The following is an 18,098-nucleotide window of genomic DNA, read 5'->3' as shown; positions in this document are numbered from 1 at the left end:
CCTTTTTGTCTACAAACTGAACAGAGCCGATTGGCTCTGTTTTTTACTCATAAAATTCTTCTTCTTCAAAAAGAGGATAGTAGCTGTAAATCTTCCAATCTCCAGTTACCGGATCCTTTTTCAGATCATAGATTCCATCCATTTCAGTCGTGAAATCCATGTTGAATCCGTCGCTCTTGTATACAACTGTGATCATCATGCCTGTTGCTTCAACTGTTACGAAACGATCCGCTTTGCCAAGGATTTCAAGGTTCAGGTTTTCGTCTTCAATTGTGATCGTGACCTCTTCCTCTTCTCCAGGGAACATAGCACCGCCTAGTTCCAAACCTTCAGCTCTGTAGTAGCCTGTACCATTTTCTTCGTAAAGAGCAGCTAGCTCTTCAAATTTACCAGCTTCCACAATCGCGTTTTCACGCTTGATGTGATCTGTTAAAAACGCTTTGATAGCTTCATCTGCAGGAAGATTGGATTGCTCCTGGTGTAAAGCACGGTGGATCATAACCATCGCCTCTGCTCTTGAAGCAAGATTTTTCGGTTTGAATTCTTTTCCATAGCCATTTACGATTTCCGCAGCCGCTGCTTTGCTGATGAATTCAGCAGCCCAGTATTTTGCATCAACGTCAGTAAACGTCTTTCCGCCAGAAGCCGGGAATTGGATTGTCTTTTCAAAAGACTTTACGATTACCTTTGTCATTTCCGCACGGGTAATATTTTTATTAGGGCCAAATGTTCCATCTGGTGCCCCTTCAATGATGCCCAAAGAGCTGGCAATTTGGATAGGCTCTGAATACCATACACCTGTTTTTACATCAGGGAATGTTACTCCGGCACCATCGGCCTTAAGGCCTAATGCCGTTACAATAATTTTCACAAACTGTGCACGTGTAATATTTTCTTTCGGCTTCACGTACATTTCGTTATCACTGTTCAAAAATCCATCAACGATGTCCGCATTAATCAAATCTTCCATTTCAGCGTAAGCCCAATGCTCATCAATATCCATTGGAAAATAAGCGTCAAGCGATTTCTCAGCAGCAAAAGCCGAGCTAAAAGGAACCAGTGCAAAGACCAAAACAAGCAATAATTTTACAGCCTTCAATTTGTTTTTTCCCCTCTCAATATAAGAAATTTTTACTATGCTAAGAGGATAATATATGATTTATAAAATTAAATCTATTAGTAATAAGTGGTAATTATAGAAAGGGGAGCCTTTTTTTATTTCTGCTCGTTATACTAGAAAAATAGATGGAAATTAGAGGAGATTTTTTATGAGGTGGAAAAGAGTTAGCAATGCGTTCTATAGCATGCTTTTTAGCGTAGTAGCTGTATTTATTTTTTTCGATATGTTATCAGATTTCTTATTTGTGATTAGGCAGCAATTTCAAGTTGGAGATGCCTTTATTAGAGTTAGGCCCGATATGAAATGGTCCTTGGTCTTGATTATTATCATCACTCTTATCATTAACGGTTTTATCATAGGCAAACCGAAATATTCGAAATACATATTTGGCCTGATATCCGGTTTCTTTATTGGTCAGGGAATTCACTTTGTTTATTATGCTGTCGTAACGACCATTCACGAGAACTCCGTCCATCCTATTTGGGGATACTTTATTCTATCTCTTGGAATTGTGAGGATCTTCCTTACTGTACTGGCGGTGGCCCTAATGGTCTTCTTTTATGATAAATGGAAAGGCCGCTTGAATATTAAATTGTATTTATTGTTTTGTGCTTTAAGCTATTGCTTAGTGCCGATTTATACCATCATGACCATTCTCAATGAAGCTCTGTTTCCGTGGATATTTGTTTTAGCGTACAATGCTCCGTTGGTATTTCTTTTTGTCAAAAAAAACGAGCCTCCTATGGGAAATTAATGAAAAATACACGCGAGGTGCGAATCTGTTTCTTCTGTATTGGAGACATAACACCGGTTACGCAGGTTGATGTTCAGTTCCGCTTTATACCCTTACACTGATATCGTCGAGCCGGTATTCAGCTGGAACTTCCTGAAAGAATAGATCTGGCACAAGAATCGACCATAATGGGAACTATGGATTTATTGATATTTAGGAGGATTGATATATGAGTGACAGAGCCTGCATGGATAGCAGGCTCTGTTTTTTCTAGTATGCGAAATTATGGTTGCCAATGGCTTTAATGACTTTTCTTGTGAAAATCCACTGATCTGTTGCCGTATTGGGGTTGTAATAGTATGTAGCGCCTGCAGAAGGATCCCATCCAAGATATGCGTCTTTCACTGCTTGATAGGCGGTTTCATTAGGCTGCTTCCAATATTGGCCGTCACTTACCGCTGTATAGGCATTTTTCTGGAAAATAACATTTGAGATCGTGCTGGGAAATTCATTCGACTGCACCCTGTTTAAAACAACAGCTGCCACAGCAACTTGTCCCTCATAGGTTTCTCCACGGGCTTCCCCATAAACAACATGAGCCATCATATCTACATTGCTAAGCATTTCTGAGGTATTTACCCCAACAATTCCATCGACCTTTAAACCAAAATCTCTTTGAAAGCTTTCCACAGCATTTGTTGTAACAGGTCCATAGTAGCCTGTTTTTTCTGTTTCAAAATAGCCGAGCTTTTCTAAAATAGATTGAACGTATGTAACCTCCGAACCTGCAGATCCATTTTTAAGTACAGATGCCTCTGCAGCCGTTTGGCCGACATGCAGGACAAACACCATTGCGATTACTGCTGTAAACCATTTTATGATATTCAAATTAATCTCTCCTCATATGTATATAACATTTTTCTTTTATGCTGTTTTGTATCTGTATGTTTTTCTCTGCCCTCCTTTTCATTTTTATTCCACCCATGTGATTTACCCTTCCTAACAAAGAAAAAACTCCGCATAAAGTTTCAATTATAGGAGGGGTACCAGGTACCTATACCAGTTGTGCCAACTGGTATAGGTACCTGGTACTTTTAGCAATGAAAAAAAGCTGACTCTAAGGCGAGTCAGCTTCTTTCATTCTATGATTCTATTATTTTAGGAATAGAGATAATACTTTGGCACTTTGTGCACGTGTTGCTGTTTCTGTTGGTTTGAAGAGGTCGCCAAATCCAACAACGTACCCAAGCTCTTCAGCTGCTGCAACAGCATTTTTCATTTCAGCATTAAGCTTTTGAATGTCTTCAAATGATGTTTCTTTTGCTTTGTAATCAGTATCGTTCTTCAGGTTGTATGCACGGATTAGCATTGTCACCATTTCTGCACGAGTGATTGCTTTCTTAGGCTCGAACGTTTCAGCAGTTGTTCCTTTGATTAATCCATTTGCATAGGCAGCATTAATTTCAGCTTTAATATCTTCAGGAAGTTTTCCTAAATCTTTAAATGGCGCTGCTTGATCCGCTGTAAGCTCAAGTGAGCGCACCAGCAATGAAGCGAACTGAGTACGGGTCAGGCTCTCGCTTGGAGAGAACGTAGTTTCTGATGTACCTTTGATGATGCCTTTTGCTTGGAGGTCTGTAACGAACTCATAAGCCCAGTGGTCTTCGCTTACATCTTCAAAAGGAGTAACGTCCTCAACTGTCACTTCACTGATACGGCCTTCTGCTTCATACTTAACAGGACTTGGAAGAGATTTTACATAATCGATTGTTGCTTGAAGGTCTTCCGGTCCTGTTTCAAATTTGTTATCAGCAAGCTCAGAAATTTTATATTGCGGATTTCCATACATATAGTTGTTTACAACAACTGTGTATTCTTTGCTTTTATCAATCTTTGTTCCGTCCGGAAGCATAATGTCTACTACTTTATTTGTTTTGCCGTTCCAAGTGTACTTAAATCCAGAAATAAGGAAATCAAGTCCGCGAACAGGGTCGATTTGAGTGTTTAACACTTGCTCGATTTCTGCACCAGTCAGGCTTACTTTATTGAGAACATTTCCGAAGGGCTGTACTGTGAAAAGATCGCCAAGTGTGATTTGGCCAGCGTCAATTCCAGCACGGATTCCGCCGCCGTTCATCATTGCGAAGTCAGCGTCCATCGCCACTTTCATGCCGTCTGCAATCATGTTTCCAATTCCATGGTCACCAACAGGTCCACGGCTTGGGTATTTGCCTGTCATTTCAACAGCTGCTTCGTTAATGACTTGCTCCTTGATCGGCTTAACCAGCTCTTCATATTTGTCCAGGATCGCTTTAACCTCAGCATGCGGCTCAACATCCTTCTGGATGACCGTTACGACTTCTGCTTCCTTTTTAACAATGTCGCCTGAAACAGGATCGATTTCTAAATCCACATCAGAGAAAGCTGTTCCATATGAATAGGCTTGTACAATTAGCTTATTATCAACCATTTTATCTACTTTTACGTGGTTATGGGCAGCAAAAATAACATCGACTTCGTCATCTACTTTTTCTGCGATAACTGAAGCATCGTATGTTGCGTTGTTGTTATCCTGAGTTGTTGGGTTATGAGCAAGCACGACAATTGCACTAACACCCTGGTCTTTTAGTTCTTTTGTATATTTATTGATTGCTTCCACTTCATCAGTGATTTGAAGGTTTTCATTGCCTGCCTGGACGATCATAAACGGAGTTTCTTGTGTTACTACACCGATGAATCCGATTTTCGCACCGCCGACTTCAGCAATATGATATGGATCCAATAAAAGCTTGCCCGTAGATTTGTCATAAGCGTTTGCTGCGATCATTGGGAAGTCGATCCCGTCGTATCCTTTAGTTCCTTTTGGATGCTCGCCGCCATTTACCATACGATGCAATTCAGCGATACCTTCATCAAATTCGTGGTTACCCACTGTACCAGCATCAAAGCCCATTGCTTCAAGAATCTCAATCGTAGGCTCGTCCTGGAAAGATGCAGAGATGAGCGGGCTTCCGCCTACCATATCACCAGCATGAACCAGCAATGAGTTCGGATTAGTCGCTTCACGTTCTGCTATGTATTGAGCTGTATATTCAATTCCGCCGATTTTACTTTCCTTTGTACCATCGCCATCCAAATCAATAGTCGAGTTGTAATCAATCTGGCCATGCAGGTCGTTAACGCCCAAAAGCTGAACTTTAATATTCTCTGTCTCAGCCTGAACAAAGCTTGTGCTAAAAGGAGCAGCAAATGCGCCAACACTCAATGCAGAAGCCAAGGCAATACTTACAACCTTTTTCCCATACTTCCTTAACATGTCAATTTCCCCCTATAAAACTACTAAATTTTTCTACCAAAACTATTCTACCAGATTCACATGTAAAAAGAGTAAAAGTTTTGTAAATTACCATAATTTTGTGCAAGCGCCTTCATAAAATGGTACCAGGTACCTATACCAGTTGGCGCAACTGGTATAGGTACCTGGTACTTTTACAAACTCCCGTGATCTGAAATGATCCATTCTCCGTTTTGGTAACTGAATGTGGCTTGGAAAGTTCCTTTGCCGTGGAGGTCACTGTCATAGCTTTGAGTGAGGCTGTATTGGCCGTTCTCTTCTTTTTCAAACTGGTACGGCTTCCCTTCCTGAAAAACAACAAATCCGTCCATAGGAAGATGGTATAAGCCATCGCCTCTCTCTTCTAACCTATAGTGATACAGTTTTTCTATGAGATCCCGTTTCATAAAGCCAGTAAATTCTTGATAGAATTGCTCTTTTGTTTGATAGCTTTGATGCTTATATTCATCACCAAAATCTCTCAAAACTTTATCCTCAGTCTCGTAGAATTTTTTCAGCAAATTAATAGCTTCGCTTTCGGTAATAGAAGGCCCCGTTGTTTCCTGTTCGATTACTTTATCTTCACCTTCAACCGCTGCATCATTCTCCTGATCTTCGTGCTGAGTAGTACCTGGTTCGCTCTCCTGATTCTCCTCTTCCAGCTGAGCCTCAAGTTCAGCGATATCCTCTTTCAAATAGGATTCATAGCCCTTTTCTGTAATAATCGAATCCACAATTTTCAAAAGGTCAACTTCGGACATAGCCCCTCCCTGCTCGACAATCTGATAATAGCCTTCATCCTCCCAAACAAGTGCCGTATGCAATTCTTCTGCTTCAAACTTACTTCCCAGCAGGTTGGAAGCCAAAGGAATATTATTTGAGCTTGCAGTGTTAAAGTCCGGTTCGTCTTTTTGCATACGATAACTGAAAAACTCTTCTTGATTTGCTTCATTAACATACACATGCTCGTAAACTTCGTCCTTTGTTCGTGTATGTTTAAAAATATATCCCTCGGGAATGTATGCAGGGGAAATTAGCTCTGGTTTCTTCTCTTCTTTTTCCACAGGAGGGGTTTCAACACTCGGGCCTGCATTTTGAGGCGGTGAATCCATTGCCGTCAGCTTATAGATTCCAGCAGATGAAACGATTAAAAAAGCTGCAGTAATGGCCACTGGAATCCATTTTTTCACTTTTAAGATCCCTCCCTTTCCTTTATTCTTCATCTCTATTTTAGATATCACGTTCCGTTTCATTTCATTGGTAAACACAAATCCAGCCAGTTCTTCGTTATGCATTTGATCTTTTATCTTTTTCAAATCCTTCTCCATCTCCTCCACCCCTTTCTGTCATTAAATTCTTGAGTAATTCCCTTCCTCTAACCATGCGGGCTTTAACTGTGCTTAAATTCAAACCTAAAATTTCACTGATCTCCCCTTGTGAATATTCTTTAAAATAATATAAAAAGATCATTTCTCGATACTTAATTGGCAGCATGAAGACAGCTTCAATTAGTTCACTCTTGTGCCATTTCTCAAAATACTGCCGCTCTGCCCCAGAATGTTTGGCTGTTATAAAAGAAGAAATATAACCCGTGACCAGCATTTTCCGATGATGCCAGCTCTTTAGATAATCCTTACAATGATTAACTGCAACCCTATAAAGCCATGTCTCAATAGCAGCATTCCCTTCAAACGAATCTAGCTTTTCATAGCACTTTATAAAAATCTCCTGTGCCAAATCCTCTGCCGTCTGCCTGTTTCTCACATACGAATATGCCAAATGAAGAACCTCTGTCCCATACCGGTCCATCAAATCCGCAATCACACGATGCCTATCCATCCTAACCCTCCTCTCCAAACCCTAACTCAACCTCAACCTTTAGACGAAGCTCAAATGGAAAAAGTTATGTAATGATTAATTTTATGGTACCAGGTACCACCCGAATTTTGTCGAATTAAAAGGATATTTTAGTAACTAAGGAGAATTCTTATTATTGATATTAATATGAAAGGAGATAAATAGATGGTTCGCCCTAATAGAATATGGAGTCCGGAGCATTTTCACCATGTGGTCAGCCGCGGAAATTGGAGGGCTAATTTGTTTGAGGAGGATTTGGATTTTATTTCATTTTTGAACATTCTTGACTACACTCACCGTTCTACAAACCTCGAAATTGCCAGCTACTGCTTAATGTCAAATCACTACCACCTCTTGTTGAGATCCCAGGAAGTATCCCTCTCCAAGGTTATGAGAAAGATCAATAAATCCTATGCGGATTACTACAACAAAAAATATGAGGTAAGCGGTCATTTATTCGAAGAACGCTTTTTCAGCAAACCTATTTATGATCTATATGGCCTTCTGGAAGTCAGCCGCTATATTCACATGAATCCTGTAGAAGCCAATATTGCAGCCGCTCCCCAAAACTACCGCTGGTCCAGCTTTTCCTATTATTTTTACCCCAGAATGAAGAAGCCTTCCTATATTACGCTTACTCCCATAACAGAACTGTTTTCAGGCGAAGATACAAATATGCAAAAACAGCAGTACTGCAGCTGGATGATTAAAGAGCTCAAAATTGAAAATCTCGCTTCCAAATAGCGGTTTCCAATACTATAACGATGTTTAGTGGTCTAGTGACTGGTATAGGTACCTGGTACCATAAGAATCTAAAAATTCAAATAAATGATAAGTAATGCCCATGCTTCCAAAGTTTAGGAAAAGTAGAATTAGATTGTATGAGTTTAAATGAAGGGAAGGGATTTATCTGAAAAGGAAATTGATAGCGTTTTCTTTAGCCTCTGCCTTAAGCTTCTCTCTAATTCCTGCCACCAGTTTTGCTGAGCAATCCGTCTTGGAATCCCAGGCTGTTATTCCTGGTGCGCATTCTGTAACGGAAGCCTACTTTAACGGAGTGGACAACAACTGGCTGGCCACCAGGAATCCGAAGCAATATGAGCAAGCACTCCTGTACGGAAATATCGGCCTTACCCCATATCATTGGGGAAATGCTGCGGAGGGTACGGGCTGGCATCAAATGTATAAACCGGCTGAAGTGACCGGGACACAGGTAAACGGTGTGTTTGAAGATGCACAGTTTGTGATCAGGGTTCCGGATGATTGGAATGGCAAGCTGGTGGTATCCGGCATCCCGGCCACAAGAAACGAAACGTCTACTGACTTGCTTTTTAGCGATTATGTCCTGGAAAAAGGATATGCTTTTGCAGCGATCGATAAAGGAACCCAGGGCGTGGCCTATGATGATGATCCGTTAGCAAAGGTTAAAAATGCCCTGGCCGATGAGGATGATAGCGTAGCAGAATGGCATCAGCGCTTCCGCCAAATCACGAAAGCGGCACAGCAGTACTTAATCAATCATCATTCTGATCAGCTGATCGATCCGGCAGATGACTCTAATCCGGCAAGTGACTTAATTACGGAACAGCACAGAGTGCCTACATATGCGATGGGAATATCAAATGGCGGCTATGTGGTCCGATATGCCCTGGAAAATGACGATCCGGAAAAAACAGGTGAACCGCGCCTTTTTGATGGAGGCGTTGATTGGGAAGGCGTTTTATGGACCGAAAAAAAGCCTAACTTAATCAGTTCGCTGACAACTGTTGTCAATAATGCCGAGGAAGCATTATATGGAAGCGGCATCCAACAGCAAAAAGCCATCAAAGAACTGTACAAAGCAGGCTTGCCAAAAGGGTCCGAAAAACTGTGGGCCTATCATGACCAGGCATACTGGTTTGTATCACTCAATATTTACAGGGACCACTTTGATCCGGAAGCTCCAGAGCGAACGCATTGGAGCAAATACTTGAACTTCGTAAATGGTGTGAGAGATCGTTCATATGATCCTATTTTTGAAGATTACAAGTATATTACCCGGCCAAAGGATGTTAAGGAAAATATCAAAGAGGTTGCCAACACAGGTGATATTGATGTCCCTCTGATCTCTTTTACCGGTTCACTTGATGCGCTTATTTTCCCGGACATCCACGCAGAAGGCTATCAAAAGCTGGTACAGAAGGCCGGAAAGCAGGACCTGCACAGACTTTATACCATTGAGAACGGCAACCATGTCGACAGCCTTGTCTGGAATGCGGGCACAGATCCGGATAAAGAGCTTCAGCCTCTACTGCCGTACGCTCACCAGTCCTTTGACCTGCTTGTCGACTGGGTAGAAAACGGCCATGCTGCACCGGAAAGCAAAACGATTGAAGCTCCTGAAAATCCAGTAAAAGTTGTTGACCTTAAGACAGGGAAAGAAAGGGATCCTCGCTAATTTTCATAAGCAAAAGGGTGTCAATTTCCTGACACCCTTTTTGTGCTATTAAACACCCCGCCCCCATTGAACAAGCTTCCTATAACTTCCTGTCAGCCACAGCACAATCGGAATGAGTCCCAGCGATAGTCATTATTAAATAAAATGTTATCTACAAATAAGTCCAAATGCCCTATCCCTTTTCACATTCTGAAAAAATATCCGCTGTGACTCCTGCCCAGCCGATGTTTTGCCAGATGTTGCCGGCAGGCCATCTTTTCACTTAGTGTACTCTTTCGGGGATGTTTTGAATGATTTCAAGTGGTGCTCCGTTTGTTGATTAAGTTTTATAAATTATATTGGAAAAGAGCCGGATGGCTCGCTTTTAAGCATTACTCCGATAGTGCCTCTAATTCATCCGAATGCTCTAGCATTTTTTCATCTATCGCCTGAACGAGCTTAGGCTGGCTATACATATTTAAAACAACTTCCCGTGAATCACCTTCAATATGAATCTCTGCTTCGATTCGAATTTGCGCTTGCTTACCTTTATAAACAACTTTATACGTACCAATTTCTTTCACTTCATGGTCTGTACTCATTTGATTTATTTGGGACTGTATCTCTTTCCTATCACTTTCTTTAAAACCAGTATCCAAAATAGAGTTTAACCTTTTCAGTAACGGTTCCACTTCTTCCAGATCAAAATTCATGCCTGCCGCTTGTGGCGCATTCTTTTTTCTAAGCCAGTTAAACAACGGATTCCCTCCAAATATTCAGATACCTCTATCCTTTCATAAAGGCTTGAAACCTATACAGCCCCTTAGCCTGCTGCATTGTTGATAAGGGAATCAACCTGCCACCAAGGTATTAAGCATATGTTTCACATGTTAAATTCACGCACACCATTTGGACCGTCACAACTTATCCTGAAAAAAAACTGATGCTTTCATGGTTCAAATAAAAACTGGAAAGCCTCAATCAAAGAAGCTCTCCAGTTTCATTCATCTGTTTTTAACAACCGATACACCCTGCCATAACTGCCTGTCAGCCACAGCACAATCGGAATGAGTCCCAGCGAAACGGCAGTGACCCCAGTCCAGCCGATGTTTTGCCAGATGAGACCGGTAAGCGATCCGCCGGTTGCAACGCCGAGATAGTAGCTTACCAGATAGAGGCTGGATGCGCCGCCTTTGTGGTGAGTGGCACGTTCATTTACGATGGCTGCCATGAGGGAGTGGGCGATAAAGAAGCCGAAGCAGGTTAAACAAAGCCCCACTACTACGAGTGAAAGTGAATGAACATTGGTTAAGAGAGATCCGCTTATTAAAATTAGCGTGCCGAACGAGACAAGGGTTGTTTTTTTCATAAAAATAGACATTCGCCCTGCTAAAATCGGTCCGATCATCCCCAAGGTGTAGGCCAGATACGTAAACGATATGTCTTTCACTGCTAACCCAAAAGGTTCCCTCTCAAGATAGAACGGGAGATAGGACCAGACACCTGTAAAAGAGAACTGCAGGAGGATTCCCATTGCAAAGGCGGGAAAAAGCAGCTTATTGTTCAGATGGGACAGCATTCCGGTAAGATCTTTTTTAAAAGAGATTTCGCTTTCCTGGAAGAAATGCGATTTTGGAAGTGTGATAAAGTATAGCAAAAATAATAGAATGGAAAACCCAAACAGAATATAGATAGATATTTGCCAGCTCGTTCGATCCGCCATATAGCCCGTAACGATTCTCCCGATCATCCCTCCAATGCCATTCGCAGCAATGTAGAGAGTAATGCCAAGATTGATGCTGCCCGGTGCGACTTCCTCACTGATATAAGCAATGGCCGCTGCCGGCAATCCTGCCATGAAGAACCCCTGCACAAATCTGAGCACCAGGAAAATTTCAAAGCTTGGCACAAGCGGCATTAATAATAACGGAATCATGGTGCATACCAGCGTAATATGCATAATACGCGTACGCCCCATCCGGTCGGATAAAAACCCAAAAAACAACAATCCTATAATCATAGAGATAACGGCCACAGATAACGCAAGACCTGAAGCTGCAGAGCTAATGTTGTAGGAACGTACCAGCAGCGGCATAATCGGATGCACAAAGTATAAGCCTGCAAAATTCAGAATCGAGGCACAGGTTAAGGCAAACATAATCCTTTTAAAACCGGCCTCCCGGAACGTATACTTCTGCTTTTCACTTCTTATTGCTGTTACGGCACCCATTTTTTCACCCAGTTTCTCTAAAGCATTAAATTCAATATATTCATGATACCACTTTCTTACATAAATTTCATAAACAATATAAATATTCAGAAAACATCACTTAATCCTAATGAAGCTGCACTGGATAAATTCGAACAAAAATTTTTCCGTTCGCTTCCCTCCTTCATTCTCACCCTCCTAAATGCTATAATAAAGGAATGTACTTTACAGGGTACCAAACCACCACAAAGCGGCGATCCATTAAATTTTGCCGCTGATATGATTCGACAAAATTCGGGTGGTACCTGGTACCGAGGGAGGTTAAGTGATGATTCCGGAGCGGTTTTTGGAGCCTTTGGAGTTTGCAGCGAATGAATTGAAGGGTTTGCTGCGGGCGGAGAATGAGGAGGATGTGCGGCTTGTCCAGAAGGGGCTGATGCTTTTTCGGCAGGGGCTTGTGTATCAGCTTCGTTTTGAGGGCGATAAGGTTGTGGCCACAGTCCAGGATGTAACCCAGGCTAAGGTTGAGCTTGATCTTGAATTTATTCATTTAAGTGAATGCTCCTGCCCGGCAGAAGGATTTTGCCGCCATCAGATTGCTGTTTTTCTGCAGCTTCTTTCCAAAGCCAGAAGTGTATCTATGTGGATTGAAGATTGGCGGAAGCCGATTAAGGAAAAGCAGACAGCCAAGGACTGGGGCCTCAAACGAGCGAAGGATCTCCTGAAATCGTCAGGCAAGCTGCAGGCTGATTATGACCGTTGGATTTCAACATTTGACGAAAGCTTTACAGAGCTGATGGAAAAACAGGGCGAACCGCGGCCATATGTCCTTCCCGAGCTCTTTCATGTCTACTTGCGCCGCATGAAAGCCGGCGCACCGGTTGAACAGGAATGGAAGCTGCTTTATCTGCTTGTCGGCTATGTCTTTTCTTTTAAAAAGCTGATGGCGCTCAGCATGAAGTACGGTCATCATGAGGAAATGATTGACCGCTATTACCGCCATCTCTATCAGTCGCTGATGGATGATTCGGTTGAAATTATGAACAAATTGTCCGTGCATTCCCTTCCCTTTGCTTTCGATCAATTTATTGAAAAGCTGAAGGACGATTCAACCGGGCTCATTACCGGTTCTTTTGAATTGGAATATGAACGGGCTCATTTATACAGACTGTTATGGACGCACTTTTTCAAAAAGAAAGAATGGCGTGAAGCAGAGATCGAAAAGCTTGACTCCTTTTACAAAGAGGATGAAACGCCAAGCCTGCCTTCTACCGTGGGCTTTATCCACCTTAACATCCTTGAACGCATTGAAGAGCAGGCACTCAGTGTTTTAAATGTCCCGAACGAAACGATGACGCCTTACCTGCTCTACTGGCTCGACTATTTTTCAGCGCAAAAGGACTGGAACCGGATGGAGCCATATGTGGAAGCATTCATCCATAAATTACGGGATTACTTAAAAATGTCCGGTGACTATTATGCCAACATGGATTTTACAAGGCTTGCGATCAAAGCCATTTCACCATACTGCATAGAAACCGGCAGGCTGGACCTTTTCGAAAAAGCCTTAATGGAAACACTGCCTTATAGCTATAACGATTATGAATACCTGCTGTTTGAAAAAGGCGAGTTCGACAAATGGGCTGACTTGCAGGCATTCATCGGCTTTGATATTGATTCGCTCGGCAAGGATCGGATTAAAGAAATAAGCAAAAGAGAGCCTGAAATCCTGCTGCCGCTCTACCATCATGCCATCCAGGACCATATTAATCTGAAAAACAGGGATCATTACCGCGAGGCCGTCCGGAAAATGAAAAAGCTTCGCACCCTGTACAACAAGCTGAAACGCCAGGAAGACTGGCAGCTTTTCCTTGAAATGCTGCTCGAAAAAACGAAACGTCTCCGCGCCTTTCAGGAAGAATGCAAAAGGGGTAAGCTAATCGATGCTTAAAACGAGATTTCTCCATGTGAAAGTCAAACCGATAACCCATGACCGCTATCTAATTTTTGCCGTAAATGAAGAAGGCCGCCTCCTTTCATCCAAAGAATGGAAGCCGCTTCTTTTTAATCATCATAAAGAAAGCTTTTTCGGAACGATGCTTAATATTGAAAACGTGGACGGAATCAATGGGATTTCGGTGAGCGGCTGGCAGCTTGTAACCCTATTTGCGGCTGAACAGTTCAACCGGCTTATTGATTGGGATTGGGATGATACTGCCCAAATTCTGCTGGCCGCATCTCATGCTCTTCATGATGCCATTTTAGAAAAAGAATGGATGCCGGACTTTGCCGCCTGGGAAAATGATCAGTTCCGCTGGGCACTCCCGGAAAGTGTCATTACGGAATTCGGCTCAAACTTTTGGGAGCAAAAAGTCGAAAGCGCTCCTGTCAGAGAGTTTATTGGAGATTTATTTCATTACTCCCTTGATGGCTATATGAACCAAAATCGTGAAACAAAGGCTCAGTTTGGCGAAAAGCTTGAGGCGTTGCGGAGTGAGCATCTCTCTCCACGTGATCTTGCCGCCTACTTTGATGAAGAAAGCTGGCAGGAATGGATTGGAGTTAAATCAAACGAAGCCCCTTTTTCAATCGGGCTGAAGCTCGAGGAGCCGGGTGATATCGATACAAGCTGGGACCTAAACATTTTCCTCCGCGGGAAAAAGGATCCGGATGTGTTTGTCGATTACAAGGATTATTCAAACTATCCCCGCTCCTGGCACGATTATGAGAATACGATTGAAAAAGAGATCGGCCGCTGGCTTGAGCTTTTTCCATGGCTTGAGGGCAAAAGTGGCCAGATTACGTCACAGCTCACCGAGGATGAAGCCTGGACATTCCTGACTGAAGCGAGCGAAACCCTGCTGGCGCTTGGTGTTGAAATCCTGCTTCCTTCCTGGTGGCAGGCGATGAAAAACGCGAGCCTGAAGGTAAAAGCAAAAGTAAAAGGAGCCGGCAGCCATCGCCCATCCTTTGTCGGACTGCAGTCCATGCTTGATTATGACTGGCGTTTTTCCATGAACGGCGTGGATTTATCAGAGGAAGAATTCCGCGGCATGGTGGAGGAAAAAAGGCGTCTTGTCTATATTCGCGGCCGCTGGATCAAGCTGGATCCCCATTTCGTCCGGCATATCCAGGATTTAATGAAGAAAGCGGAAAAGGAAGGTCTGCATGTCCGTGACCTGATTGAGCAGGAGCTCATGGCAGAAGAAACCCAGCAGGAAGACGAACTCGACAATCCAAAAGCGTTCGCGCGGATTCAAATTGAGCTGAACCGCCAATGGAAGCAAATGGTCAAGCAGCTTCGCGATATTAAAAACCTTCCGCTTGAAGACGTACCTGCCACCTTCCAAGGCGACCTTCGCCCCTATCAGAAGCTGGGCATGAGCTGGCTGCTGTTTTTGCGCCGGTATGGTTTTGGTGCCATCCTTGCCGACGACATGGGGCTCGGAAAAACCATTCAGCTGATTTCCTACCTGTTGAAAGTAAAAAAACAGGAAGAAAGCGGCCCTGCGCTCATTATCTGCCCGACGTCTGTGCTCGGAAACTGGCAGAAGGAAATTGAGCGATTTGCACCTAATTTGAGTGTGTATCTCCATTACGGCTCTAACCGGCTGAAGGGCGACAGCTTTTCTGAAAAAGTAATGGAATCTGATATTGTCCTGACATCCTACGGGCTGACCCATATGGATCTCGCAGATTTTGAAACCATTGAATGGAGCTCCATCAGCATTGACGAAGCTCAAAATATAAAAAATGCCCAAACGAAACAATCCAGAGCCGTACGCAAATTAAAGGGCAAGCATCATATTGCGCTTACAGGAACCCCGATGGAAAACCGCCTGACCGAGCTTTGGTCCATTTTCGATTTTACGAATCACGGCTATCTCGGCAGCATTGGGCAGTTTCAGAAGCGGTTTGTTCTTCCAATTGAAAAAGAGGATGACAAAGACAAAGTGAAGCAGCTCCAGGCTTATATCCGGCCGTTCCTGCTGCGCCGCACGAAGAAGGACGAGGAAGTGGCGCTGAACCTGCCGGATAAGCTCGAGCAAAAGGAATACTGCCCGCTCACAGCTGAGCAGGCGTCCTTGTATGAACAGCTCGTTCAGGATACGTTCGCGCAGATCGAAAAGCTGTCCGGCTTTGAGCGCAAGGGCTTAATTTTACAATTATTAAGCCGCTTGAAACAGCTATGCAACCACCCTGCCCTCTATTTAAAAGAGGAAAAGCCGAAGCATGTGCTGGAGCGCTCTGTTAAGCTTGAAAAACTGAGCGAACTTGTTGGCGCTGTTCACGAACAGGGTGAAAGCTGCCTTATTTTTACCCAGTATATCGAAATGGGCAATATGATCGCACGCCAAATTAAAAAGCAATTCGGCTTTGATGTGCCATTCTTAAACGGAAGCGTGCCGAAAAATGAACGCGACCAAATGATTACTCGATTCCAGAATAACGAATTCCCTGTATTCCTGCTGTCTCTTAAAGCAGGCGGAACGGGTCTGAACCTGACAGCGGCCAACCATGTCATCCACTATGACCGCTGGTGGAATCCGGCCGTTGAAAACCAGGCTACTGACCGTGCCTACCGAATCGGGCAAAAACGCTTTGTCCATGTTCATAAAATGATCGCGACCGGTACACTTGAAGAAAAAATCGATGCCATGCTTGAGAAAAAGCAATCGCTTAATGATCAAATTATTACGAGCGAAAATTGGATTACCGAGCTCTCAACTGATGATTTGCGGGAACTGGTTCATCTCACATAGGGGCTGATGCGGAACCTTGACGGCATTCAAACCCTTGAGCTAATGCGAAGTGACCGATATATCTTAAAAGTGACCGTAAAGTTATAAAATGATGAACTATAGCCGGAAATACCTTTATCATCAACTCAGCCCCATATAATCAAGTACGCCTATCAGCCGCCAAGCCCCCTTATCAAAGCCGGGCTTGGCGGCTTTTGTTTTTTTCGACAAAATTCGGGTGGTACCTGGTACCATCTAAAAGCCAAAAAAACTCCCGGCACATTATGTACCGGGAATAGGCGGGGAAGTTACGGGGAGTTTATTGATTCTCTATAGGGAAGGAAAAATAGTGGACATTTATTTGCGGGATGGTTAATTCATGATGGTGAGTCGTCTTGACGGGGGCGGTTCCTGGGAATGGCCGTTTTGCATGACGGTTTCCCGGAGGAGGTATTCGAGCTGAATGACGCGCTTGCTGAGGTCATCTACTCTTTGGTTGGATCTGCCCAGCATTTTTATCAGGCTTTCAAGCAGGGATTCAAGTGTTTGTTCTCTATCTGATACTCTGTTCAAAAGGCAGCTCCTCCTTTGTTACAGGAACCTCTTCCGCCTTCCGCTGATCAAGAAACCGGACGGACTCCGCTACCACTTCTGTTACGTATATCCGTTTTTTCTCCTGATTATCATAATGCCTCGTTTGGATTCTCCCTGTAATCCCGATCAGTGAACCCTTGCGGCAATATTGGGAGGTGTTCTCCGCTGTCTTTTTCCATAATGTGCATTGCACAAAATCGGCATCGATTACACCTTGCTGGTTTCGGTAATGGCGATTGACTGCCAGAGTAACATTCGTAACAGGGATTCCTTCCTGCGTCCGTTTCAATTCCGGATCCCTCGTCAGCCTGCCGACCAGTGTGACTTGGTTTATCATATATTCAACTCCTTTCTTGATGATCCCATCATAACTGCAGATACACTTCGGTGTAAAAATGCCAAAATTAGATTTTAATTGCGCTTTTTTTACAAAAACACCCTCCAAAGTTTAATTTTCAGCCCCTTTTTTCAGAAAAATCCCTTGAAAATTCAATTTTTACTGCCCAGATAAATAAAATTCGACAAACCGCCAAATTCGCTTTCAGCCACTCCTGTGTTATAATTTCTATATATAATTATCGGAAAAGAATGATTAATAAAAAAGAGATGGAGGTAAAGGATGAAAACATTTAAACTTGTTTCCCTGCAGTTAGTGGAAGAAGACGGTCTGGTTGATATTGAATTGGATGATGGATTAATCATTAATAAAGAAGACGAAAAGAGCAACTGGCTGCTTGAAGCCTATATTGATAAGTCATATATTGATTATTTTAAAAAACGTGCTGACAATAAGGACGAGTTAATAATCCAAGTGGTCATTACGAAGCGAGAAAATGATCCGGCTGCATTCCAGACGAAAATTACCTCTATCAAAGAACTTGAAAACCACATTAGCATCCTTTTTGAAGGCTCTTTAAAAAGAACGAAAAACGATTACGCCGAACTATTGCTTCAGGACCTGCTCGGGAAAGGCTTTAAGGGTGACAATCTCCTTGATGAGTTTAAAGACAAGATGCAAAGCAAACCGCGCCTTGCCGCTGCCAAGAAACAAAATAAAGAAACTCCCGTTCAATAAAGACGGGAGTTTTTATTA

At 43.0% G+C, this 18,098-nt stretch carries 15 protein-coding genes; 6 read left to right on the top strand and 9 right to left on the bottom strand.

Going from position 1 to position 18,098, the window contains the following annotated elements:
- Positions 1 to 43 precede the first annotated feature (43 nt).
- Positions 44 to 1,099 carry an S-layer homology domain-containing protein gene (locus J7I93_RS20680; RefSeq protein WP_214728094.1) on the bottom strand — a complete coding sequence of 352 codons (1,056 nt, stop codon included), beginning with the start codon at positions 1,097 to 1,099 and terminating at the stop codon, positions 44 to 46.
- A gap of 169 nt (positions 1,100 to 1,268) precedes the next feature.
- On the opposite strand from J7I93_RS20680, the gene J7I93_RS20675 reads away from it, so the two are divergent.
- Positions 1,269 to 1,874, top strand: a complete 606-nt coding sequence (locus J7I93_RS20675) for a hypothetical protein (RefSeq protein WP_214728092.1) — start codon at positions 1,269 to 1,271, stop codon at positions 1,872 to 1,874.
- Between the two features lie 249 nt (positions 1,875 to 2,123).
- Here the strand turns inward: J7I93_RS20675 and J7I93_RS20670 are convergent, their stop codons facing one another.
- The 4 genes from J7I93_RS20670 to J7I93_RS20655 form a co-directional block, all read right to left on the bottom strand.
- A complete protein-coding gene (locus J7I93_RS20670; RefSeq protein ID WP_214728090.1) occupies positions 2,124 to 2,741 on the bottom strand; it encodes a cell wall hydrolase in 618 nt (205 codons plus the stop codon).
- A 265-nt stretch (positions 2,742 to 3,006) separates the two neighbouring features.
- Positions 3,007 to 5,169 (bottom strand): 5'-nucleotidase C-terminal domain-containing protein, encoded by a 2,163-nt coding sequence (locus J7I93_RS20665; RefSeq protein WP_214728088.1) that lies wholly within the window; start codon positions 5,167 to 5,169, stop codon positions 3,007 to 3,009.
- 173 nt (positions 5,170 to 5,342) lie between these two features.
- Positions 5,343 to 6,515 (bottom strand): DUF4367 domain-containing protein, encoded by a 1,173-nt coding sequence (locus J7I93_RS20660; RefSeq protein ID WP_214728086.1) that lies wholly within the window; start codon positions 6,513 to 6,515, stop codon positions 5,343 to 5,345.
- A complete protein-coding gene (locus tag J7I93_RS20655) occupies positions 6,475 to 7,026 on the bottom strand; it encodes a sigma-70 family RNA polymerase sigma factor (RefSeq protein WP_214728084.1) in 552 nt (183 codons plus the stop codon). The genes J7I93_RS20660 and J7I93_RS20655 overlap by 41 nt, the downstream gene beginning before the upstream one ends.
- Positions 7,027 to 7,209: 183 nt before the next feature.
- Between J7I93_RS20655 and J7I93_RS20650 the strand changes: the two genes are divergently transcribed.
- Both J7I93_RS20650 and J7I93_RS20645 read left to right on the top strand, forming a co-directional pair.
- The gene (locus tag J7I93_RS20650) at positions 7,210 to 7,788 is read left to right on the top strand and encodes a transposase (RefSeq protein WP_214728082.1); all 579 of its coding nucleotides are present in this window, start codon (positions 7,210 to 7,212) and stop codon (positions 7,786 to 7,788) included.
- Positions 7,789 to 7,954: 166 nt separating this feature from the next.
- Positions 7,955 to 9,481 (top strand): alpha/beta hydrolase domain-containing protein, encoded by a 1,527-nt coding sequence (locus tag J7I93_RS20645; RefSeq protein WP_214728100.1) that lies wholly within the window; start codon positions 7,955 to 7,957, stop codon positions 9,479 to 9,481.
- A gap of 371 nt (positions 9,482 to 9,852) precedes the next feature.
- Here the strand turns inward: J7I93_RS20645 and J7I93_RS20640 are convergent, their stop codons facing one another.
- On the bottom strand, positions 9,853 to 10,218 hold the full coding sequence (locus J7I93_RS20640; RefSeq protein WP_214728080.1) for a hypothetical protein: 366 nt from the start codon (positions 10,216 to 10,218) through the stop codon (positions 9,853 to 9,855).
- Between the two features lie 242 nt (positions 10,219 to 10,460).
- A complete protein-coding gene (locus J7I93_RS20635) occupies positions 10,461 to 11,690 on the bottom strand; it encodes an MFS transporter (RefSeq protein ID WP_214728078.1) in 1,230 nt (409 codons plus the stop codon).
- A gap of 307 nt (positions 11,691 to 11,997) precedes the next feature.
- Between J7I93_RS20635 and J7I93_RS20630 the strand changes: the two genes are divergently transcribed.
- Complete coding sequence (locus J7I93_RS20630; protein ID WP_214728077.1) at positions 11,998 to 13,620, top strand: SWIM zinc finger family protein; 1,623 nt, start codon at positions 11,998 to 12,000, stop codon at positions 13,618 to 13,620.
- Entirely contained in the window at positions 13,613 to 16,432 is a 2,820-nt protein-coding gene (locus J7I93_RS20625; protein ID WP_214728075.1) for a DEAD/DEAH box helicase, read from the top strand. Before J7I93_RS20630 ends, J7I93_RS20625 begins: the two co-directional genes overlap by 8 nt.
- A gap of 351 nt (positions 16,433 to 16,783) precedes the next feature.
- Here the strand turns inward: J7I93_RS20625 and J7I93_RS20620 are convergent, their stop codons facing one another.
- A complete protein-coding gene (locus J7I93_RS20620) occupies positions 16,784 to 16,984 on the bottom strand; it encodes a hypothetical protein (RefSeq protein WP_214728073.1) in 201 nt (66 codons plus the stop codon).
- On the bottom strand, positions 16,965 to 17,342 hold the full coding sequence (ssb, locus tag J7I93_RS20615; protein ID WP_214728071.1) for a single-stranded DNA-binding protein: 378 nt from the start codon (positions 17,340 to 17,342) through the stop codon (positions 16,965 to 16,967). The genes J7I93_RS20620 and ssb overlap by 20 nt, the downstream gene beginning before the upstream one ends.
- 282 nt (positions 17,343 to 17,624) lie before the next feature.
- Between ssb and J7I93_RS20610 the strand changes: the two genes are divergently transcribed.
- Positions 17,625 to 18,080 carry a YwpF-like family protein gene (locus tag J7I93_RS20610; RefSeq protein WP_214728069.1) on the top strand — a complete coding sequence of 152 codons (456 nt, stop codon included), beginning with the start codon at positions 17,625 to 17,627 and terminating at the stop codon, positions 18,078 to 18,080.
- Positions 18,081 to 18,098 lie beyond the last annotated feature (18 nt).

The organism is Bacillus sp. ISL-47 (assembly GCF_018613175.1).
Classification (GTDB): Bacteria; Bacillota; Bacilli; order Bacillales; family Cytobacillaceae; genus Cytobacillus.
Note: the sequence above shows the minus strand (reverse complement) of the source record. Positions and strands in the feature narration are given on the sequence as shown.

What these genes read in the sequence shown, in the direction of transcription:
- J7I93_RS20610 (WP_214728069.1), top strand. Translation starts at nt 17,625, where the DNA reads ATGAAAACATTTAAACTTGTTTCCCTGCAGTTAGTGGAAGAAGACGGT.
- J7I93_RS20625 (WP_214728075.1), top strand. Translation starts at nt 13,613, where the DNA reads ATGCTTAAAACGAGATTTCTCCATGTGAAAGTCAAACCGATAACCCAT.
- ssb (WP_214728071.1), bottom strand. Translation starts at nt 17,342, where the DNA reads ATGATAAACCAAGTCACACTGGTCGGCAGGCTGACGAGGGATCCGGAA.
- J7I93_RS20650 (WP_214728082.1), top strand. Translation starts at nt 7,210, where the DNA reads ATGGTTCGCCCTAATAGAATATGGAGTCCGGAGCATTTTCACCATGTG.
- J7I93_RS20635 (WP_214728078.1), bottom strand. Translation starts at nt 11,690, where the DNA reads ATGGGTGCCGTAACAGCAATAAGAAGTGAAAAGCAGAAGTATACGTTC.
- J7I93_RS20660 (WP_214728086.1), bottom strand. Translation starts at nt 6,515, where the DNA reads ATGGAGAAGGATTTGAAAAAGATAAAAGATCAAATGCATAACGAAGAA.
- J7I93_RS20675 (WP_214728092.1), top strand. Translation starts at nt 1,269, where the DNA reads ATGAGGTGGAAAAGAGTTAGCAATGCGTTCTATAGCATGCTTTTTAGC.
- J7I93_RS20665 (WP_214728088.1), bottom strand. Translation starts at nt 5,169, where the DNA reads ATGTTAAGGAAGTATGGGAAAAAGGTTGTAAGTATTGCCTTGGCTTCT.
- J7I93_RS20655 (WP_214728084.1), bottom strand. Translation starts at nt 7,026, where the DNA reads ATGGATAGGCATCGTGTGATTGCGGATTTGATGGACCGGTATGGGACA.
- J7I93_RS20630 (WP_214728077.1), top strand. Translation starts at nt 11,998, where the DNA reads ATGATTCCGGAGCGGTTTTTGGAGCCTTTGGAGTTTGCAGCGAATGAA.